At 62.2% G+C, this 20,477-nt stretch carries 16 protein-coding genes; 4 read left to right on the forward strand and 12 right to left on the reverse strand.

Annotated features, from left to right (window positions below):
* Positions 1-16 precede the first annotated feature (16 nt).
* Entirely contained in the window at positions 17-2,311 is a 2,295-nt protein-coding gene (locus tag ACSQ36_RS03900) for an arginine/lysine/ornithine decarboxylase (protein WP_213762489.1), read from the forward strand.
* A gap of 58 nt (positions 2,312-2,369) precedes the next feature.
* Here the strand turns inward: ACSQ36_RS03900 and ACSQ36_RS03905 are convergent, their stop codons facing one another.
* The 6 genes from ACSQ36_RS03905 to ppc all read right to left on the reverse strand — a co-directional run bounded on the left by ACSQ36_RS03905 (position 2,370) and on the right by ppc (position 11,125).
* Positions 2,370-3,311 (reverse strand): bestrophin family protein, encoded by a 942-nt coding sequence (locus ACSQ36_RS03905; RefSeq protein WP_436180966.1) that lies wholly within the window; start codon positions 3,309-3,311, stop codon positions 2,370-2,372.
* A 145-nt stretch (positions 3,312-3,456) separates the two neighbouring features.
* A complete protein-coding gene (argH, locus tag ACSQ36_RS03910) occupies positions 3,457-4,863 on the reverse strand; it encodes an argininosuccinate lyase (protein WP_436180967.1) in 1,407 nt (468 codons plus the stop codon).
* A 230-nt stretch (positions 4,864-5,093) separates the two neighbouring features.
* The gene (locus tag ACSQ36_RS03915; protein ID WP_436180968.1) at positions 5,094-5,876 is read right to left on the reverse strand and encodes an anti-sigma factor; all 783 of its coding nucleotides are present in this window, start codon (positions 5,874-5,876) and stop codon (positions 5,094-5,096) included.
* On the reverse strand, positions 5,876-6,460 hold the full coding sequence (locus ACSQ36_RS03920) for a sigma-70 family RNA polymerase sigma factor (RefSeq protein ID WP_436180969.1): 585 nt from the start codon (positions 6,458-6,460) through the stop codon (positions 5,876-5,878). Before ACSQ36_RS03920 ends, ACSQ36_RS03915 begins: the two co-directional genes overlap by 1 nt.
* Positions 6,461-6,845: 385 nt before the next feature.
* Complete coding sequence (locus tag ACSQ36_RS03925) at positions 6,846-7,685, reverse strand: helix-turn-helix transcriptional regulator (protein ID WP_213762494.1); 840 nt, start codon at positions 7,683-7,685, stop codon at positions 6,846-6,848.
* A 377-nt stretch (positions 7,686-8,062) separates the two neighbouring features.
* Positions 8,063-11,125 carry a phosphoenolpyruvate carboxylase gene (gene ppc / locus ACSQ36_RS03930; protein WP_436180970.1) on the reverse strand — a complete coding sequence of 1,021 codons (3,063 nt, stop codon included), beginning with the start codon at positions 11,123-11,125 and terminating at the stop codon, positions 8,063-8,065.
* A 347-nt stretch (positions 11,126-11,472) separates the two neighbouring features.
* On the opposite strand from ppc, the gene hemC reads away from it, so the two are divergent.
* Genes hemC through ACSQ36_RS03945 form a run of 3 tightly spaced genes read left to right on the forward strand, consistent with a single transcriptional unit; the run spans position 11,473 to position 15,910 of the window.
* Positions 11,473-12,483 (forward strand): hydroxymethylbilane synthase, encoded by a 1,011-nt coding sequence (gene hemC / locus ACSQ36_RS03935; RefSeq protein WP_436180971.1) that lies wholly within the window; start codon positions 11,473-11,475, stop codon positions 12,481-12,483.
* A complete protein-coding gene (gene hemDX, locus ACSQ36_RS03940) occupies positions 12,483-14,717 on the forward strand; it encodes a fused uroporphyrinogen-III synthase HemD/membrane protein HemX (RefSeq protein WP_436180972.1) in 2,235 nt (744 codons plus the stop codon). The genes hemC and hemDX overlap by 1 nt, the downstream gene beginning before the upstream one ends.
* Positions 14,717-15,910, forward strand: coding sequence for a heme biosynthesis protein HemY (locus ACSQ36_RS03945; RefSeq protein ID WP_436183082.1), 1,194 nt, complete (start codon positions 14,717-14,719; stop codon positions 15,908-15,910). The genes hemDX and ACSQ36_RS03945 overlap by 1 nt, the downstream gene beginning before the upstream one ends.
* A 68-nt stretch (positions 15,911-15,978) precedes the next feature.
* On the opposite strand, the gene ACSQ36_RS03950 is transcribed toward ACSQ36_RS03945, so the two are convergent.
* From ACSQ36_RS03950 to trxB, 6 genes are all read right to left on the reverse strand, one after another.
* Positions 15,979-16,278, reverse strand: coding sequence for a hypothetical protein (locus ACSQ36_RS03950; protein ID WP_436180973.1), 300 nt, complete (start codon positions 16,276-16,278; stop codon positions 15,979-15,981).
* Positions 16,279-16,388: 110 nt separating this feature from the next.
* Complete coding sequence (locus ACSQ36_RS03955; RefSeq protein WP_436180974.1) at positions 16,389-16,712, reverse strand: rhodanese-like domain-containing protein; 324 nt, start codon at positions 16,710-16,712, stop codon at positions 16,389-16,391.
* A gap of 138 nt (positions 16,713-16,850) precedes the next feature.
* Positions 16,851-17,504: a protein-L-isoaspartate O-methyltransferase family protein gene (locus ACSQ36_RS03960; RefSeq protein WP_213762500.1), complete on the reverse strand. Its 654-nt coding sequence runs from the start codon at positions 17,502-17,504 to the stop codon at positions 16,851-16,853.
* A gap of 181 nt (positions 17,505-17,685) precedes the next feature.
* Positions 17,686-18,306, reverse strand: a complete 621-nt coding sequence (locus ACSQ36_RS03965; protein ID WP_436180975.1) for a trimeric intracellular cation channel family protein — start codon at positions 18,304-18,306, stop codon at positions 17,686-17,688.
* A 2-nt stretch (positions 18,307-18,308) separates the two neighbouring features.
* Positions 18,309-19,154 carry a Smr/MutS family protein gene (locus ACSQ36_RS03970; protein ID WP_436183083.1) on the reverse strand — a complete coding sequence of 282 codons (846 nt, stop codon included), beginning with the start codon at positions 19,152-19,154 and terminating at the stop codon, positions 18,309-18,311.
* A gap of 292 nt (positions 19,155-19,446) precedes the next feature.
* The gene (trxB, locus tag ACSQ36_RS03975; protein WP_213762502.1) at positions 19,447-20,442 is read right to left on the reverse strand and encodes a thioredoxin-disulfide reductase; all 996 of its coding nucleotides are present in this window, start codon (positions 20,440-20,442) and stop codon (positions 19,447-19,449) included.
* Positions 20,443-20,477 lie beyond the last annotated feature (35 nt).

A 20,477-nucleotide genomic window follows, 5' to 3' on the forward strand; every position in this document is an offset into this window, starting at 1 on the left:
TTTGGAGATTCGCCGCATGAAGTTCCGTTTTCCCGTCGTCATCATCGACGAAGATTTTCGCTCCGAGAACATCTCGGGTTCCGGCATCCGCGCGCTCGCCGAGGCGATCCAGGGTGAAGGCGTCGAGGTGCTCGGGCTGACGAGTTACGGCGATCTGACGTCGTTTGCGCAGCAATCAAGCCGCGCGTCGTGCTTCATCCTGTCGATCGACGACGACGAATTGCTGCCCTATGTAGATAACGTCGTGGTGGCCGAAGGCGATACGCCGGAGCTGGCCTCCGCGATCGTCGCGTTGCGCGCGTTCGTGCAAGCAGTGCGACGACGCAATGCGGATATCCCGATTTTTCTGTACGGCGAAACGCGCACGTCGCGGCACTTGCCCAACGACATCCTGCGCGAGCTGCACGGTTTCATTCACATGTTCGAGGACACGCCGGAGTTCGTCGCGCGCCATATTATCCGCGAGGCGAAGGTCTACCTCGACGCGCTCGCGCCGCCGTTCTTCAAGGAACTCGTGCAGTACGCGGAAGAGGGTTCGTATTCGTGGCATTGCCCGGGGCATTCGGGCGGCGTTGCGTTCCTGAAGAACCCGCTCGGGCAGATGTTCCACCAGTTCTTCGGCGAGAACATGTTGCGGGCGGACGTCTGCAATGCCGTCGATGAACTCGGCCAGTTGCTCGATCACACCGGGCCGATCGCGGCGTCCGAGCGTAATGCGGCGCGCATTTTCAGCGCGGACCATTTGTTCTTCGTGACCAACGGCACGTCGACGTCGAACAAGATTGTCTGGCACGCGACCGTTGCACCCGGCGATATCGTTCTGGTCGACCGCAATTGCCACAAGTCGATCCTGCACGCGATCACCATGACCGGGTCCATTCCCGTGTTCCTGACGCCGACGCGCAATCATTTCGGCCTGATCGGACCCATTCCGCGCGACGAGTTCAAGCCGGAAAACATTCGCAGGAAGATTGAAGCAAATCCGTTTGCTCGCGAGGCGCTCGCTAAAAATCCGAACGTGAAGCCGCGTATTCTGACCATTACGCAAAGCACGTATGACGGTATTGTCTATAACGTCGAGATGATCAAGGACCTGCTTGGCGACATGCTCGACACGCTTCACTTCGACGAAGCCTGGTTGCCGCACGCCGAGTTCCACGACTTTTATCAGGACATGCACGCGATTGGCGCGGGGCGTCCGCGTACGGGCGCGCTGGTGTTCGCGACGCACTCCACGCACAAGCTGCTGGCGGGAATTTCGCAGGCATCGCAGATCGTGGTTCAGGACTCCGAGAACAGCACGTTCGACAAGCATCGCTTCAACGAGGCGTACCTGATGCATACGTCGACCAGTCCGCAATACGCGATCATCGCGTCCTGCGACGTGGCCGCGGCCATGATGGAGCCGCCGGGTGGCACCGCGCTGGTGGAGGAGTCGATTGCGGAAGCGCTCGATTTCCGCCGCGCGATGCGCAAGGTCGACGACGAATACGGCGACGAATGGTTCTTCAAGGTGTGGGGACCGGAAGCGCTGGCGGAAGAGGGCATTGGGGACCGTGAGGAATGGGTGTTGAAGCCGAACGATCGCTGGCACGGTTTCGGGCCGCTCGCGGAGGGCTTCAACATGCTCGATCCGATCAAGGCGACCATCATCACGCCTGGACTCGACGTGGACGGCGAGTTCGGCGAGACCGGGATTCCGGCCGCGATCGTGACGAAGTATCTGGCGGAGCACGGGATTATCGTGGAGAAGACCGGGCTGTATTCGTTCTTCATCATGTTCACGATCGGCATTACGAAGGGTCGCTGGAATTCGATGGTTACCGAGTTGCAGCAGTTCAAGGACGACTACGACAACAACCAGCCGTTGTGGCGTGTGCTGCCTGATTTCATTGCGCTGCATCCGTCGTATGAGCGCATGGGATTGCGGGATCTTTGCGCGCAGATTCACAGCGTTTATCGGGCCAATAATATTGCTCGACTGACCACTGAAATGTATCTTTCCAGCATGGAACCGGCCATGAAGCCGTCCGAAGCGTATGCAAAGCTTGTTCATCGCGAGATTGATCGCGTGCCTATCGATGAACTCGAAGGACGCGTGACCAGCATTCTGCTGACGCCATATCCGCCGGGTATTCCGTTGCTGATTCCGGGCGAGCGGTTCAACAAGACGATCGTCGATTATTTGCGTTTCGCACGTGAGTTCAACGAACGCTTCCCGGGCTTCCATACGGATATCCACGGCTTGGTCGGGGAGATGATCAATGGGCGTATCGAGTATTTCGTCGATTGCGTGGCAGTCGAGCGTTGACGTGACGGTGTAAGAACGTAGGAATGAAGAAGGCCCGCATTGCGCGGGCCTTTTTAGTTCAGGTAACAATAAAAAGACGCTCTGCCACGCCCGGTTCCGGCAATGCCTTCGGTGGTCGCGCGAAGGCGGGATCGGCGGCCATATCGTGCAGCGCGTTTTCCAGCGACTCGCATAATGCCGTCAACGCCAGGTCGTTTTCTTCCAGACCGAACGGATCCTCGATCTGCGCCGCGATCGCCTCCAGCGACATGAACGCGTACGCGACCAGCAGCGCGAACAAGGGTGTGAGCAAACCGGCGCCATCGACAAGACCGAACGGCAGCATCACGCAGAACAGATACACGGTCCGGTGGATCATCACCGAATACGAGAACGGCAAGGGCGTCGATGCCAGCCGTTCGCAGCCGCCGATCACCGCGGACAACTCGTTCAGATTTTGCTCGAATGCGAGCACGGCGTAGCCGTCGAATGCGCCTTCGCGAGCGCGAGTGCTGGCCCATTCGCCGAGCCATCGCAGGATCATGGCCGAGCGATATTGCGCTTGAGCGACGCGCTGATAAAGCGTGGACGGAAGGCGCGTGGCAAGATCGGGGAGGGGATCCGTGCGGCGCATTTCGTGGCGCAGCGCATGACCCAGTGCGCCGATTGCCGCGATGAACTCGCGCGTGTCTTCGTCTTTTACGCCGCGCGGCAATGTCAGCGCCTGGCGCGCGATCGAGCGGCCGTGGATCAACAGCGAACCCCACAGCTTGCGGCCTTCCCACCAGCGCTCATAACTCGCGCTATTGCGAAAGCCGAGGAACACGGCGAGCGCGATGCCAACCAGCGCGAACGGTGGCGTGCCGAGCCCGACCGGATAATTGCGCACGTGGTCGTGCATCACGATCGCCGCGACTGACAACACGAAGATCAATGCAAGGCGCGGTAATAGCTGCGGCAATACGGACCCGCGCCAGACGAACAGCATGCGGAACCAGTTGAGTTTGGGGCGGATGATCATGGGCGTACCGGAAACAACGGAGTTGAATGCATGCTTCTGCGCAATCGCCGCGCGAGACTGTAGCCAGATCGGCTACGATCGTAGCCAAATTAGCTACGATCGATATCGATATCGGTCTAGCGCCGGGCTTAGCCGGGCGCCTTAATTACCCCAACGCCGCCCGAGCCGCCTTCGCCGCCGCCCGAACCTGCTCCGGCGCGGTTCCGCCAGCATGATTCCGGCTGGCGACCGAGCCTTCCAGCGTGAGATATTCGAACACATCGTCGCCAATCAAACGCGCCACGTTCGGCAATTCCGCGCGCATTTCATCAAGCGTCAGATCCGCCAGATCGCAGCCGCGGTCCACGCAGATCCGCACGGCCAGCGCCACCGCTTCGTGTGCATCGCGGAACGGCAGGCCGCGTTTCACCAGATAGTCCGCGAGATCGGTCGCCGTCGAGAAACCCTGCAGCGCGGCTGCGCGCATGGCATCCGGCTTCACCGTGATGCCCGCTGCCATTTCGGCGAAGATGCGCAGGGTGTCGGAGACGGTATCGACGGTATCGAACAGCGGTTCCTTGTCTTCCTGATTGTCCTTGTTGTACGCGAGCGGCTGGCCCTTCATCAGCGTGAGCAAAGCAACCAGATGCCCGTTCACGCGCCCCGTCTTGCCGCGCGCCAGTTCCGGCACGTCGGGGTTCTTCTTCTGCGGCATGATCGACGAACCGGTGCAGAAACGGTCAGCCAGGTCGATAAACCCAACCCGCGGGCTCATCCACAGCACGAGTTCTTCGGAGAAGCGCGACACGTGCGTCATGATCAGCGCGGCGGCCGCGGTGAATTCAATGGCGAAATCGCGATCCGAGACAGCATCGAGCGAGTTCGCGCAGATGCCGTCAAAGCCCAGCGTCTTGGCCACCGCGTGACGATCGATCGGATAGCTTGTTCCGGCGAGTGCTGCTGCGCCAAGCGGCAGGCGGTTCACGCGCTTGCGGCAATCGAGCAGGCGTTCGCTGTCGCGGCTGAACATTTCGACGTAAGCCAGCAGGTGATGGCCGAACGTTACCGGTTGCGCGACTTGCAGATGGGTGAACCCGGGCATGATCGTTTCGGCGTTTTGCTCGGCAATATCGATCAGCGCGCGACGCAGCTCAACCAGCAGTTCGCCAATCCGGTCGATCTCGCCACGCAGCCATAAGCGGATGTCCGTCGCGACCTGGTCGTTGCGCGAGCGTCCGGTATGCAGGCGTTTGCCGGCATCGCCGATAAGCGCCGTCAGCCGCGCTTCAATGTTCAGGTGGACGTCTTCCAGGTCGAGTTTCCACTCGAACTCACCGCGTTCGATTTCGCCGCGGATCTGCGTCATGCCTTGCTGGATGGCCTGGAAATCCGCATCGGCGATGATCTTTTGCGCGGCCAGCATGGCGGCATGCGCCAGCGATCCCTCTATATCTACAAGCGCGAGGCGTTTGTCGAAGAACACCGATGACGTGTAGCGCTTGACCAGATCGGACATTGGTTCGTTGAAGCGAGCCGACCAGGCTTCGCCTTTTTTGTGCAGTTGGGACGTCATAGTGATGCTCGTAAGAGGGCGGAAAGTCGATGGCAGGCGGCCGGGTGTGGCGCAATCCGGATAGAAACCCGCGGAACTGGCGATTTTACAGGCAATGGGAACGAGCAACCATCGAACGGAGGGAAGCGGCTTAGTCCGGCGCAATCCGGTCGATCGGAGCTATACGTACGTAACGACAAGGCGCAAAAGAAAAGGGCGCCTCGCGACGCCCCTTGATCAAACGATAACCGTCAAGCCGCTGGAATCACCTTACCCGTATAGACGACCGGGCCGGTCGGCCCATTCGGATTCGGCGATCCGCCGACAGGCTCCACGGATACGGCCAACATCGGATACGCGTTCACAGAAGCCGCCTTGAACCGCGCGGTTCCCCCGACTGGCAGCACGCCAAGCGAAACCGGGTGCCCTTCCTTGGGCAGGCCCCAGAGCTGCATGGATTTATCTGAGGGATCTGACGAGCCGCTCAAACGTCGCACTGTGACTTCAGACGTGCGGTCGTCCCACGTCACCAGCATCCTTGCGTTCGATTGCTGATCGGCGAGCGTCGCCACATACCCAATCCGCGGTTCCTGCGCGACTTGCGGCGCGGGCACGGGGGCGGGAACGGGCGCGACCGTCGACAGTTCTCGAATGGACACGACCAGCGCGATCGCCGCAATGGCTGTAGCGGCGATCGACCAGCCACGCCAGAACGAGAGATTCTCGAACCAGCTCGGCTTCGGTCGAGTAACCGGCGCAACGGACGGAACCGAGCCCGCCGTCGCATCGCGCCGGGCGTTCGCCAGATTCAAGCGCCGCTCGATCGCCGGCCAGATCTCGGGCGGCGGCGCGACCGCGGCCCCAAGTTCGTTCATTGCCGTCAACCGCAAACGCCAGGTTTCCACGGCGAGGCGAATCGCCGGGTCGTGCTGCGAAATAGCTTCAAACCGTCTGCGCGAACCCCCACGCAGCACGCCGAGCGCGTACTCGGCAGCAAGCTGGTCTACCAGGCCTGGGTATCGATGCAGATCCATCACAGACCTCCCAGGCACGTTTTCAGTTTTTCGAGGCCGCGCCGAATCCACGACTTCACTGTGCCAAGCGGTACTTTCAGGACATCGGCCACTTCGCTGTGGCTCTGATCGCGCAAATAGGCCAGCGCAACGGCCTGTCGCTGATTGGCTTCGAGCCGCCCCATGCAGAGGGCGAGTTGCCGTGCTTCCTGGCTCATCAACATCTGCTCGGAAGGATCTGCCTCATTTGCCGGCAAGGTATCGTCCAACGCATCGCTCCATTCTGTTTCGGCGCTTGCCCCGTTGGCCTTTTGCCGCCGCAAATAATCGAGGGCCCGGTTGCGGACAATCGCCGCCATCCAGGTCATCGGTGCGGACAGGCCGGCTTTGTAGTCGCCCGCATATCGCCAGATATTGACGAACGCGTCCTGCAAAACCTCTTCGGCCCACTCACGCTTCACCAATATACGAAGCGCGAGGCCAAACAGTTTCGAGGAAGTCAGATCGTAGAGCGCGCGCAACGCGGCGGCATCTTCGCTGGCGACACGATCGAGCAATTGCACGAGGGTGTCGGGGGTCGGGTCGTGGGGGAGTGTTGTTGTCATGGGACCGGTCGGGTGGGCGCGATTGATCTTATAGAAATAATCGATACAAACCGCGCTGGTTTTTTTGCATCCGGATGCATCCGTTTCGCTTTTATCTGCGTACCAACGGATACGAGCTTTGCGGCCCGCGAAACAATCAGCGCTGCACGCACAGCTCACCATGTGTCCCCGTTCTCCTCCGGCCCTGCCGGGGAGAGGCTGCTTTGCCCGACCGCGTAGGTCGGGCATTTTTTTGGGGCTATCGGTTCATGAACTTGCCAACAGCCTGGATTCGTGTGCCTCACGCGTATGCGGCAGCGCTCGGCAGTGGTTATCGTATTGAACGGCCCTCGGAGCGGGGGCACCGCCCTCTTTGAAGGAGGGCGTGTGCGGGCTATTCCCGTCGTTATGTCCCGTCGGCACCCACCAGCATCACCAGTTTCAAATCTTCCCGATGCGCCGGCTTGAACGTAATCTGGTCGAACACCAGGCGCCCGCGGGTCGGATGATTGAATTCCCGCATCCCGCCCTCCCGTTCGCCGACGTCCTGCGACGCCCAAAAGCGCGCGAATGCATCGCTGGCGGCACTGAGCGAATCGATCAGCGCTCGCGTGGGGGCATCGTTCAGATGGCGGATCGAATCTGCCCGGAACTCCGCTACCAGCCTTCGCGCGCGCGTTTCCCAATCTACGATCAAGCTCTGCGCCCCCGGCGCCGTAAACGTGAAGCTAAGCAGATTGCGGTCCTGAACGCCGTCCAGCCAGCCGACGAACAATTCCGCCGCTCGCGCGTTCCAGCGCAAGGCGTTCCACTGCCGGTCGAGGACGTAGGCGGGTGCATCGATCAATTCCACTGACTTCAACAGCGCTGCCGGCGCATCCTGCGCCGCTGGATCGGGTTCGGTGGGGTCCCGCTGGGCGGCCAGTTCAAACAGATATGCCCGTTCGGCCCGTGACAACTGCAGCGCCACGGCGATGCGCGCAAGCGCGTCGGCGGAAGCCGACACTGGCCGTCCCTGTTCGATCCACGTGTACCAGGTTGGACTGACGCCGCACAATTGGGCGACCTCTTCCCGTCGTAGGCCGGGTGTACGGCGGCGTGGGCCGGGCGGCAAGCCGACGGCCATGGGCGACAGCCGTTCCCGATGCGCACGGATGAAGTCGCCAAGCGCGCGGGCCGGCGTGGCGTCGAGGGGAGGCGCGGCGTCGGTTTTGCTGGCAGCGGGGGCGGCGGGTGACAAGGGCATGAGGTTCAATACACGCGTTGGAAAGTCCGGCAGTGGCTCGGGTAGTTTAGATACCAGAATAACCGCGCGACTTGTACCGGTACAAGAGGGTGCCATTGTAGCGTTGCGGGCGGCAAGAAAATGCGGACGAAAACCTGGAGCGATGGATGAGACTCGATGAGCAAGCTGCCGACGCGGCCGGTTCCCCCGCAGCGGTTCTGTACGGCCCATAACGGCGCGACGGCTGCTCGACGGTCCCTTTGCCACGGAAGCACGCAGCGCATCAAGTGCACCGGGAATTCGACAATTGACTCTCCCGGCGAGGTAATGAAAAAAAGCCGGCTGTGACGTGCACAAGCCGGCTTTTTCGATGAAGCGATCACGTTGCTACTGCTGGATCACCCCGTATTACGCAACCCTGCCGCAATCCCGTTGATCGTCAGATGAATCCCACGCCCCAGCCGCACGTTGTCATCCCCGGCACGATGGCGTTTCAGCAACTCCACCTGCAGGTGATTCAGCGGATCGAGATACGGGAAGCGGTTTTTAATCGACCGGGCGAGCAACGGATTATTCGCCAGCCGCTCGCTGTTCCCCGTGATCTCCGACAACACATTCGACGTCCGCTCCCATTCCGCCACGATCCGGCCGAACACATGCTTGCGGAGCTTTTTATCGGTGACGAGTTGAGCGTAACGTGATGCCACCGCAATGTCCGTCTTCGCCAGCACCATGTCCATGTTCGACAGCAAATTCGCGAAGAACGGCCAGGTCTTGTGCATTTTCTTGAGCGTGGCAAGACGCTTAGTACGTTCGGCTGCATCCGGCGACGCATCGAGAAAACCGGTCACCGCGCTGCCGAAGCCATACCAGCCCGTGAGAAGCAAACGGCATTGGCCCCACGAGAAGCCCCACGGAATAGCCCGCAGATCTTCGATCTTGCGCTGCTTCGGATCCTGCAGTTTCCGCGATGCCGGTCGGCTGCCAATGTTCAACTCTGCAATCTCCGAAATCGGCGTCGATTCGAAGAAATACTCCTTGAAGCCGGGTGTTTCATAAACCAGCGCGCGATACGCGGCCATCGCTGAATCGGACAGCGTCTGCATGGTGGCTTCGAACAGAGGCAACTGCGCCGGCGTGTTCTCGTGCGGCAAAAGCGATGCTTCGAGCGTGGCGGCAACCACGAGCTCGAGATTGCGCCGCCCGATCTCCGCATTGCCGAACTTGCTCGCGATCACTTCGCCTTGCTCGGTCGTGCGGATCTGGCCATCGACGGTACCCGGCGGTTGCGACAAGATCGCCTGATAGGTCGGACCACCTCCGCGACCGACCGTACCCCCACGGCCATGAAAGAGCCGCAGCGTGGTCTTGTGCTGCTTGAACAAAGCCACCAGCGCCAGTTCCGCCCGGTACAGCTCCCAGTTCGACGTGAGAAAACCGCCGTCCTTGTTGCTGTCCGAGTAACCGAGCATCACTTCCTGCTCGCCGCCTTGCAGTTCGACCAGCTTGTCCACGCCCGGCAGCGCGAAAAAATCGCCCATGATGTGCGGCGCATTGCGCAAGTCGGCGATGGTTTCGAACAGCGGAATCACCATCAGGCCATCGTGCGCGGGGTCTTTGGCATGTCCCAGCCGTCCGTGCAGCAAGCCCGTTTCCTTCTGCAGCAACATCACTTCCAGCAAATCGCTGACCGTTTCCGTGTGCGAAATGATGTAGTTGCGCACCGCGCGCGTACCGAATTTCTCACGCGTCACGCGTGCCGTTTCCAGCACGCCGAGTTCGCTCTTGGCAAGATCGGAGTAATCGAAATAGGGCAGGCGCAGCGGCCGTGGTTGTGCGAGCTCGCTCAGCAGCAACGCGATCTTGTCGGCTTCCGGCAACGCTGCGTAGTCATCCTGGACGCCCGCCCGCGCGAGCAATTCCGCGATCACCGCTTCGTGGATATCGGAGCTTTGACGCAAGTCGATGCTCGCCAGATGGAAGCCGAACACTTCTGCGGCACGCGCCAGCGGCGACAAACGCGGCGCCGACAAATACTCGCCGTGATGCGCCGCCAGCGATTCGATCAGCACATTCAGATCGGCTGCAAATTCCGCCGCCGATGCATACGGTTTCGCCGGATGACGACTACGCGCCGCGACCAGGCCGCGTCCGAGCCGCTCGTCGGCGCTCGCCACGAGCCGTGCATACACGCCGATCAACGCGCGCCGGTAAGGCTCATCGATACGATGCGGCGACGCGTCCGGCGACGCATCGGCCAGCGTCTTCAGCGCATCGCTCGCGCCGGCCAGCAAATGCGACACCGACAACTCCGCGCCCAGCTTGTGAACCTGCTCAAGATAATGTTCGAAGATCACCGTGGCCTGACGCGTGATGGCGTGCACGAGCGTAGGCGCGGTGACGTTCGGATTGCCGTCGCGATCCCCGCCGATCCAGCTCCCCATTTGCAGGAACGGCGGCAGGCGCGCGGGCAGGCCGTGTTCGGTCAGCGCGGCTTCAATGTCGGCGTAAAGCGCGGGAATTTCTTCGAGAAACGTCGTGTGGTAATACGAGAGCGCGTTTTCGATTTCATCGGCAACGCTCAGCCGAGCCTCGCGCAGCATCCGCGTTTGCCAGAGCGAGGTGACGCGCGAGCGCAGCATGGCCTCGTTGTGCGCCCGTTCGCGCGCGGTCAGTTCCTGATCGCGCTCGGCCAAGAGCCGCGCGACTTCGTGCTGCGCATCCAGGATGCTCTTGCGCGAGACTTCGGTCGGGTGGGCGGTGAGGACGGGAACGATAAGCGCGTCATCGAAAAATTTTTGCAGCGTAGCTTGCGCCGACTTCGCATTCGGACTCGCCTTCAGGCGTTCGATGGCATAGGCCATCGTGCCGGGCTGCGGCGTGGAACCGGCGAGCGCGTGAATCCGACGGCGCCGGTTGTGATGCCGGTCCTCCGCGATATTCGCAAGATGCGAGAAGTAGCTGAACGCGCGCACGACGCTCACCGTCTGCTCGGGCGAGAGCGATTTCAAGCGCTTTTCAAGTGTCTGCGACGCCTCGTTGTCTTCTTCACGCCGAAACTTCACGGCCGTCTGACGAATCGTTTCCACGACATCGAATACCTCGTCGCCTTCCTGCTCGCGCACCACGTCGCCGAGCAGGCGGCCGAGATAGCGGATGTCCTCAAAAAGCGGCTGGTCCTTGTTGTCGCGCGTGCGCGAGGGGGCTTTGCCGTTCTTCACAGTCTTCGCGGACGCAGGCGCAGGCGTGGCGGCGGCGCGGCCGTTGGCCACACGTTTAGTTGTCCCAGTTGCAGCCTTTTTCACGGGCGCGGCGGTTTTGGACGCCTTGCTGGCAGTAACGGTAGCGGTGGCCGCGCGGCTACGAACGGCGGGCGCCGTGGCAGGCGCAGCGGAAGAAGCATCCTTCGATACAGCGTTGCGGCGGGGGCGGGCATTGCGCGCCGATCCGGGAGACGTCACGTTGAATTCCTCTTGAAAGCCAGAGACAGGATACCGGGGTGGCCGGGCGCCAGAAAACACGAAAGGGCGCGAGACCGCCTGCCGGTGCGACGTTCGACTGCTTTGCCATGCCTTACTACACCGTAGCGGATGAAACCCGAGATTGCGAAGGCGCCCTACCGCGGCCACACGATAAAATGCGTGCCCCGGCGATGCCGCGCGATGCGGCACACCCTTGCTGTCTCCGTCCTGCCGCCTCGCTCGAAGCCCGCGCCGTGGCGTTCGGGCGCGGGGTCCGACTGTAATTGGGCCATGGCGTGCGTGCTACCATTGTTTGTTATCCATCCCGTCATTCGATTGACTTTGCAATGAACTCCGAGACGCCTTCCACGCCACCGCCCGACACTCTGGTCATTGCCTCGCGGGAAAGCCGTCTAGCCATGTGGCAGGCTGAGCACGTGCGGTTTGCGCTGCACAAATTATATCCATCTTGCGACGTCAAAATCCTGGGAATGACGACACGCGGCGACCAGATTCTCGACCGGACGTTATCGAAGGTCGGCGGCAAGGGCCTGTTCGTGAAGGAACTGGAAGCCGCGCTGGCCGACGGCCGCGCCGACCTGGCCGTGCATTCGCTGAAAGACGTGCCCATGGAACTGCCTGATGGCTTCACGCTGAGCACGATCCTTGAGCGCGAAGATCCCCGCGACGCCTTCGTCTCGCCGCACTATGCGTCGCTCTCGGAACTGCCTGAAGGAAGCATCGTGGGGACGTCCAGCCTGCGCCGCGAAGCCATGTTGCGCATGCAGTTCCCTCATCTCGACGTCCGCCCGTTGCGCGGTAATCTCGATACCCGGCTTGGCAAACTTGATCGTGGCGACTACGCGGCGATCATTCTTGCCGCCGCCGGCTTGAAACGCCTCGGCCTCGAATCACGGATTCGCCAGAGCTTGCCGGTCGAAATCAGCTTGCCCGCCGCAGGACAGGGCGCGCTGGGTATCGAGATCCGCGCCGGCCGCGACAATCTTGCCGCGTGGCTCGCGCCCTTGCATCATGAAGCGACGGCCGCTGCTGTCGAAGCTGAACGGATGGTGTCGCGCTCGCTCGGCGGCAGTTGCGAAGTGCCGCTTGCCGCGTATGCCGATTGGCGCGACGGCGTGCTGCATTTGCGCGGCTGTGTATCGACGGTCGATGGCACGCGGGTCCTGCGCGCCGAAGGCTCGGCCCAGGCCGCTGACGTACAGGCCGCGCTGGATCTTGGCAGTCGCGTCTCGGCCGAACTCGAAGCGCAGGGCGCAATGGATATCGTCCGTGAGTTGAGCACCGCGAGCGGCGCGCATATTCCTCCCGCTCCTCCCGCTGCGTCGCCTGCCGACTGATGGCGAGCGCTCAAGGATCTGCCCATTCATCGGCGCAAGGGCCAACGCAGCGACCCGCTGTTGTCGTCACGCGTCCTTTGGGCCAATCGGCCGTGCTACTGCCGCTGCTGGAGCGCGCCGGTTTCGAGCCAATTGAGTTTCCGCTCATCGATATCGGCCCGGTGGCCGATGCCGCGCCACTGCACGCCGCGCTCGGCGAACTTTACGCACCCGCGCCGCTTGGCTTTGCGCTGGTCGTGTTTGTATCGCCGAATGCGGTCGACCACGCGTTTGCCGCGCTCAGTTCAGCGTGGCCTTCGCAGATACCCATTGGCGTAGTCGGCCCCGGCAGCGTGGCTGCGCTCGCCCGGCAAGGCGTGGCGCAGCCGGCTTATACGATCATCAGCCCGCTTATCAGTCCAGCGCCCGGCGCAACGGCAACAACGGCGGCGCTAACCGACCCCCGTTACGATTCCGAGGCGTTGTATGCGGCTATCGAAGCGCATTTCGGTTCCGATGGCCTCAAGGACAAACGTGTACTGATCGTGCGTGGCGATGGCGGCCGCGAGTGGCTGGCGGACGCGCTCAGCGCGGCGGGCGCGAAAGTGGAGAAGGTCGCGGCGTACCGGCGGATCGTGCCGGAACCGTCCATGCGCGACTGGGAACGCATCCATGCATTGCTCGCCGGCGTTCCGCACGCGTGGCTGCTGACAAGCTCGGAAGGCGTGCGCAATCTTGAAGAGCTTGCCCGCGAACATCTCACCGTCGATGAAACCCTCACGCTCAAGCACGCGCCGCTCGTGAGCCCGCATCCGCGTATTGCCGAAGCCGCGCGGCAAGCGGGTTTTGATACGATTACGGTGTCCGGCGCCGGCGACGAGCGTATCGTGCAGGCGCTCACGGGCATCTTCGCCGCGGCAACGGAAAGAACGGAACAGACCGCGAAACAACCGAAACCCGAACAAGAACCCGGCGCGCAGGTTGCAAAAGCGCAGGAACATGGATACAAGGCCTCGACGGCAGCGCCGTTCAGCCAATCCAGTCAAACCAACCAGGAGTCCGCGCCGACGGATTCCAGGCCGGCTTCAACGCCGGCTCACCAACCGGCTCAATCACGCATGACTGATTCGATCGATTCAAGTAAAACCGCCCCGAAATCCGCTACGTCGACGCCGCCCCCGGCGTCGAACCCGCCGAACACACCGTTCACGCCCTACGAGTCTCAGCCGAAACAGCGTGGCGGCGGCGCGGGCACTGCGCTGCTGTGGCTGGTGCTGCTGATTGTCGTGGTGGTCGCGGGCGTGGGCGGTTTCATGCTCAACCGCAAGTTCGATCAGCGCGATGCGCAATTCGCGCAACGCCTGCAAGCGAATGACACGCAAACGGCCGCGTTGCGGGCCCAGGCAGACCAGGCCGCCAGTTCCGTGCAGGCGCTCAACACGCAGATCATCCAGTTCCAGGGCAAACTCACCGACGCGCAGGCGCAAAGCCAGGCGCTGCAACAGCAATACCAGGATCTGGCGAGCAATCGCGACGACTGGACCCTTGCCGAAGTCGAGCAGATCCTCTCCAGCGCGAGCCAGCAGTTGCAGCTCACCGGCAACGTCCAGCTCGCGCTGTTCGCACTGCAAAGCGCGGACACGCGCCTGGCCGCGACCACGGGTCCGCAGATCGTGACGATCCGCAAGGCCATCGCGCAGGACATGGACAAGCTGCACGCAACGCCGTCCACCGACCTCACCGGGCTGGCCATCAAGCTCGATACGGCCATCGATCAGATCGACTCCCTGCCGTTGGCGGGCGAAGCGCCGATCACGCCGGCCACCGCCCACGCCGATACTCCGCGCAATACCGCCTCCATCGCAGCCGCGACGGGCCAGCCTGTTTGGAAAGTTTGGCTGGAGCAGGTTGCCAGCGGGATCGGGCAGCAGTTGTCGAGCCTTGTGTCGGTGCGTCGCATCGATAACGCCGACGCCATGCTCGCATCGCCGGATCAAGGTTATTTTGTGCGCGAAAACGTGAAGCTGCGTTTGTTGTCGGCGCGCTTGTCGCTGCTGTCGCGCAGTGAACCCGCGCTCAAGTCGGATCTTCATGCCGCCGACACCGCGCTCGGCCGGTATTTCGACCAATCGTCGGGCAAGGTCAAGGCGGTCCGTGCGCTCTTGCAGCAAGTCGATCAGGCGTCGCTCGCCGTCACCGTGCCTGATCTGAACGCGAGTCTCGCGGCGGTCCACCAGTTCAAGCGAGGCGGATGATGACGATGCGCGGACTCATCTGGTTTGTACTGCTGTTCGCGGCAGCGGCGGGCTTGGCGCTCGTCGGTGTCTTCGACGGCGGGCAAGTGCTGTTGGTCATGCCGCCGTATCGGGTGGATATATCGCTGAATCTGTTCGTGGTGGCGCTGGTGGTGTCGTTCATCGTGATCTACGCCGTGCTTCGCGCCATTCGCAGCGTGCTGAAAATGCCGCAGCGGGTGTCGGCGTACCGGACCCGCTCGCGGCTCGCGAAGGCCAATGCCGCGTTGCGCGATGCCATCGGCCATTTGTATGCGGGACGTTTTTCCAAGGCGGAGAAGTCCGCGCGCGATTCCCTTATCGCCGATGAAAACGCCGGTGCTGCTGGGTTGATCGGCGCCAAGGCGGCGCACGAGATGAACGAGTACGCACGTCGCGACGAATGGCTCGCCAAGGTGCAGGGCAGCGACTGGCAGGACGCGCGTTTGATGGCCACCGCCGACATGCGCGCCGATGGCCGCGACGCGGACGGCGCGCTGGTCGCGTTGACCGAGATGCAGGCGCAGGGCGGCCGGCGCCTGCACGCACAGCAGATTGCGTTGCGCGCGCAGCAGCAGCTGAAGAACTGGGGCGAAGTGCTGAAGCTGGTCAAGACGCTTGAGAAACGCGAGGCGCTGCATCCGGCGGTCGCGGTGCGTTTGCGCCAGGTCGCAGCGGAAAATCTGCTGCGTGATCGGCGGCATAACCCGGACGCGTTGCTGGAGTTCTGGCAGTCGTTATCGGCGACCGAGCGGCAATCGCCTCGTCTTGCTGACCTTGCCGCCGAATTGCTGATTGCACTCGATAGAAGGAACGACGCGCGCAAGATCGTGGAAGAAGCGTTGAATCACAACTGGGACGCGCGGCTGTTGCGGCGTTATCCGGATTGTGCGTCGCCGGGCGATGCATTGCCGTTGATCCAGCGGGCCGAAGCCTGGCACAAGGAACGCACCGAAGACGCGGATCTGTTGTTCACGCTCGGGCGCTTGTGTCTGCATCAGCAGTTGTGGGGCAAGGCGCAGGCGTTCCTGGAATCGGCGTTGAAGCTCGCGGACAACGAACCGTTGAAGATTCGTACGCATCGGGCGCTGGCCCGTTTGCATGAGCAACTCGGCGATAGCGAAAAGGCGAGCCTGCATTATCGCGAGAGCGCGCTGGCCATGAACGTGGTTTGAGTTTTTACCGGCTTTAAAGAAACCGCAGGCTTCTTTCGTTTTCGAATTCGAAAGAAGCCTGCGGTTTTTTATTGCGGCATCGAGAGGCGGTCAACCGCGTTGGTCTTACGTGCCGCCGCGCCCAGACTGCTCTTCGCGTAACTTGCGATCAGATCGAGCGTCGGGTAATGGCCGGCCTTCGCCTTCAATGTCTCGCGCTGCGAGTTCGCTACGGCCAGTTGAGCACGACCTGATAGTTCGCGTCGCGTGCCGTATCGATCCATTGCTGCATGTCGGCCGGAACGGGTGGCGGCGTCACGCCGCGCGCGAGGCCATCCACCCCGGGTCACCAGATGCCCGACGATCTGCTCCAGCGCCGCCAGCTTCACTCAAGGTCGTTCTGCGCGCAATTTCCTGCGAGATCGCCTGATCGTATTTGGCCTGGGCTTCGTTGGTATCGGTGAGTGCGGGGTAAAACGAGAATACTAAAGCGGCCGGATCAGTACGTCGGCACGGCCGGATCGACCTGACGCGACCATGCGTCGATACCGCCGAACAGGTTGAATACCTGCGTAAAGCCGCGCGACTCCAGGAACATGCCGACTTGCGCGCTACGGGCGCCGTGGTGGCAGATGCAGACGATCTGCGCTTCGTCGTCCAGTTCTTCGCTGCGCGCGGGGATATCGCGCATCGGGATGGCGACAATATTGGCAAGCCTGGCGGTTTCGATTTCCCACGGTTCGCGGACGTCGAGCAGGACAGGGGCGGGACGCGATGTATCGGCGAGCCATTCGGCCAGTTCGGGTGCGGACAGATTTTGCATGGGATTCCGGTGAAAGTGGTCAGCGACAGCGAGCCGGCCGGCCCGCTGGTGCTACCCGCACAAACAAAGGTGCAGCGTGCAACTTGACGCTTCGGACTCGCCCCAGTAACGCGAGTCCGAGCGTGAAACCAGGTCGTGTCAGAACTTGAAGCGCGACGGTTGCACGGCGTTCTTGAGCGGCGGGATCAGCGTTTCGAAAATATCGGCGACGCGAAATTGCTTTTCGTCCACGCGCGTAATGATTTGCGCCTTCATGACCGGCGCGCCGCCGACAAACGCCGCCAGCCGGCCGCCGATCTTCAACTGATCGAGGAATTCCTGCGGCATGACCGGCAGGCCGCCCGACACGCAGATCACGTCGTAGGTTTCGCCTTCTTTCCAGCCGCGTGCGCCGTCGCCGAGCTCGACCTGCGCATTCGACACGCCGTTCGCCGTCAGGTTTTCTGCGGCCAGTTTCGCGAGTTCGGGCTCGATTTCGACGGTGGTGACCGAACGGCCACGTGCGGCGAGCAACGCCGCCATGTAACCCGATCCGGCGCCGATCTCAAGCACGACTTCGTGCTTTTTCACGGCCAGTTCCTGCAATACCCGCGCTTCGACTCGCGGAAACAGCATGTGTTGGCCGGCGGGCAGCGGAATCTCGAGATCCGCGAACGCGATGTTGCGATACGCGGCCGGAACGAAATTTTCACGCTTGACGATCGACAGCAGGTTCAGGACGTCCTGGTCCAGCACATCCCAGGGACGGATTTGCTGTTCGATCATGTTGAAACGCGCTTGCTCGATATTCATGTTCAGTCTGCGGGTCGATCGACCGTTGGGGTGGAGTTGACGTAACGAGTTGATGTAAATACGACGCCAGAAATAAGGCGAAAATCGAGGACAGATTGTAGCAAATAGCCGGCGGCCTTCGCTCGCGCGTGTGGGCGGGGCTGTGGCCGCGCATTTGCCGTAACGCTCCTGCGGCCTCGGATCAGTGCGGCAAGCGCACGTCCAGCTTGAGCGTGACCAGCCGTGCGAACAATATAAACCCGGTCGATACCAGCACGTTGTACACCCCTTCCAGCCCCAGCCAGTCGAGTCCGAGATACAGCCAGCAACCCGCGAACGCGCAGACCGCATACGGGCGCGAATCGCGCAGGATCAGCGGCACCTCGTTGCACAGCACGTCCCGCATGATGCCGCCGAACACCCCCGTCACCACGCCCATCATGGCCGCCGTGAACGCGGGCATCTCCGCATCGAGCGCAATCGACGTCCCGGAAATGCTGAACAGGCCCAGTCCGATGGCGTCTGCAATCAGCAGCGCGCGTTGATCGAACAGGCGTGTGGTCGTGCGCAGCAGGAAAGGTGCAAAAATCGCCATGATGAAGATGACGATCACGTAATCCTGGTGATGGACCCAGTAAAACGGCCGGCGCGACAGCAGCACATCGCGTATCGTGCCGCCGCCAAAAGCGGTGGCGAGCGCGACCAGAAAGGCCCCGACAGCATCCAGCCGGCGCTTTCTCGCTTCGATCAACCCGGAAATCGCATACGCGAAGATCGCGAACGCCTCCATGATGGAGATGGCCAGCGTGAGCCTGGGATGCACGGTTACGGCCCCTTTCGCTGGTCGCGCCGGTGGTCGGAATCGTGAATCCGGTGGTCCCGGTCTTGCGGATGACTGTGATGCTGCGATGAGGTGCCGGGCTGCAGCAGCACGAGCACGGCACCGGCGCCGCCGTCATGAGGCCGCGCCTGACAGAATGCGATCACTTCCTCTTTCTGCACGAGCCACGCGCGCACTTTGCCTTTGAGGACTGGTTCGCGTCCGATCGATCCCAGTCCCTTGCCGTGAATCACGCGCAAGCAGCGCAGCCCGCGTTTCACCGATTCACGGATAAATTCCGACAGCGCCTCACGCGCTTCCTCGCGCCGCATGCCGTGCAGGTCGAGTTGCGCCTGCACGATCCATGCGCCGCGCCGGAGCTTGCGCACCACTTCCTGGCGCACGCCGTGGCGGCAGTAGGAGAGGGAGTCGTCGGTATCGAGCAGGCTTTCGGGATCGTATTCGTCGGAGAGCGCTTCGTGCAGGACGGCCTCTTCATCCAGGCGCGTCTGCAACGGCAGCGGCGACGGCGGCACGCGCGGCAGCGGCATGCGGGGCGGGACTTTCAACGGCGCTACTTCACCGATCGAACGACGAAACACATCCGCGTCCGCCACGGCTTCGCGCTCGACCATCACGGCCGCAGCGCGCTGGATCTTGCGTTTGGCCGCAGCGGCCTCGAGGGAGCTGCGCAACGCGCCGAGCCCGGCGAGGCCATCGCGTTTCAACACCGCCGACAATTCTTCCGGCGTCGGCGCAGCGGCCTTGGGCGGAGCGGTGGCCGTGCCCGGCACGGCGTCGCGCTGGCGTTTCAGCTTGGGTTCGTTCGGATGGGGCAGGTTCTTGGGCATTACACGGCAGAAGAAGATGCACGGCGGCAGAACACGGTTCACGCCGCTTTCGGAAACCCTTTTTAACATGGGAAGAGGAAAAATCGGCGCGGAGGGCGTTTTCTTACTCGTTTTCGGTCGCCTTCAACCGCGCTCTTCAATCGCCTCCAACCGCGCTCAAACGAAAACGCCGGCCGATCCAAGGGATCGCGACCGGCGTTTCTTTGTCCCCGGCATACCCGTACGGGCAATACCGAGGCGTGTTCATGCGGCGCGCAAATTCGTGTTGATCGGGCGCCGCCTCTCCCGCTGCTTACCGTTCCGCTTCGGCGCTCATCGAGTGCACGGCGGGATTTTCATCGATGCTTTCAAGATAACGCTGCGCATCGAGCGCGGCCATACAGCCCGTGCCGGCGCTGGTGACAGCCTGGCGATAGATGTGATCCTGCACGTCGCCGGCGGCGAACACGCCCGGAATGCTTGTGCCTGTCGCGTTGCCTTGCAGGCCGCCATGCGTGATGATGTAGCCGTTTTTCATTTCAAGCTGGCCAACGAACAGGTCCGTATTCGGCTTGTGGCCGATCGCGACAAACACGCCTTGCAGCGGTACGTCGCTGGTCGTGCCCGTTTCGGTGCATTTGATGCGCAAGCCGGTCACGCCGGAAGCATCACCCGTGACTTCATCCAGCACGTGGTTCCACTTGATGTCGACCAGGCCTTCTTTTTCCTTCGCGAGCAAGCGGTCGATCAGGATCGGCTCGGCGCGGAACTTGTCGCGCCTATGCACCACCGTCACCTTCTTGGCGATACCCGCCAGGTACAGCGCCTCTTCCACGGCCGTGTTGCCGCCGCCGATCACGGCGACTTCGCCGTTCTTGTAGAAGAAACCGTCGCACGTGGCGCAAGCGGACACGCCCTTGCCCATGAACGCTTCTTCCGACGGCACGCCAAGATATTGCGCCGATGCACCCGTCGCAATGATCAGCGAGTCGCAGGTGTACTCGCCCGAGTCGCCGATCAGGCGGATAGGCCGTTCGGTCAGCTTGGCGGTGTGGATGTGATCGAAGACAATTTCAGTGTTGAAGCGCTCGGCGTGATCCAGCAAACGCTGCATCAGCTCCGGACCTTGCACGCCCATTGCGTCGCCGGGCCAGTTTTCGACGTCGGTGGTGGTCATGAGCTGACCGCCCTGCGCCAGGCCCGTGATAAGCAACGGCGACAGGTTGGCACGCGCCGCGTAGACAGCGGCGGTGTAGCCGGCGGGGCCGGAACCGAGAATCAGCACTTTTGCGTGTTTGGGCGAAGACATGAGAGCAATCCGTTGTGGTTAGGGCCGAACCGTTG

Source organism: Caballeronia sp. LjRoot34 (assembly GCF_964253815.1).
In the GTDB taxonomy this organism is placed as follows: domain Bacteria; phylum Pseudomonadota; class Gammaproteobacteria; order Burkholderiales; family Burkholderiaceae; genus Caballeronia.

Bases quoted from the DNA above. Each gene is read 5' to 3' on its own strand.
- ACSQ36_RS03960 (WP_213762500.1), bottom strand. From the start codon at position 17,504: ATGAATATCGAGCAAGCGCGTTTCAACATGATCGAACAGCAAATCCGT.
- ACSQ36_RS03945 (WP_436183082.1), top strand. From the start codon at position 14,717: ATGACGATGCGCGGACTCATCTGGTTTGTACTGCTGTTCGCGGCAGCG.
- ACSQ36_RS03970 (WP_436183083.1), bottom strand. From the start codon at position 19,154: ATGCCCAAGAACCTGCCCCATCCGAACGAACCCAAGCTGAAACGCCAG.
- ACSQ36_RS03920 (WP_436180969.1), bottom strand. From the start codon at position 6,460: ATGACAACAACACTCCCCCACGACCCGACCCCCGACACCCTCGTGCAA.
- argH (WP_436180967.1), bottom strand. From the start codon at position 4,863: ATGACGTCCCAACTGCACAAAAAAGGCGAAGCCTGGTCGGCTCGCTTC.
- ACSQ36_RS03925 (WP_213762494.1), bottom strand. From the start codon at position 7,685: ATGCCCTTGTCACCCGCCGCCCCCGCTGCCAGCAAAACCGACGCCGCG.
- ACSQ36_RS03900 (WP_213762489.1), top strand. From the start codon at position 17: ATGAAGTTCCGTTTTCCCGTCGTCATCATCGACGAAGATTTTCGCTCC.
- hemDX (WP_436180972.1), top strand. From the start codon at position 12,483: ATGGCGAGCGCTCAAGGATCTGCCCATTCATCGGCGCAAGGGCCAACG.
- ACSQ36_RS03915 (WP_436180968.1), bottom strand. From the start codon at position 5,876: ATGGATCTGCATCGATACCCAGGCCTGGTAGACCAGCTTGCTGCCGAG.
- hemC (WP_436180971.1), top strand. From the start codon at position 11,473: ATGAACTCCGAGACGCCTTCCACGCCACCGCCCGACACTCTGGTCATT.
- ACSQ36_RS03955 (WP_436180974.1), bottom strand. From the start codon at position 16,712: ATGCAAAATCTGTCCGCACCCGAACTGGCCGAATGGCTCGCCGATACA.
- trxB (WP_213762502.1), bottom strand. From the start codon at position 20,442: ATGTCTTCGCCCAAACACGCAAAAGTGCTGATTCTCGGTTCCGGCCCC.
- ACSQ36_RS03905 (WP_436180966.1), bottom strand. From the start codon at position 3,311: ATGATCATCCGCCCCAAACTCAACTGGTTCCGCATGCTGTTCGTCTGG.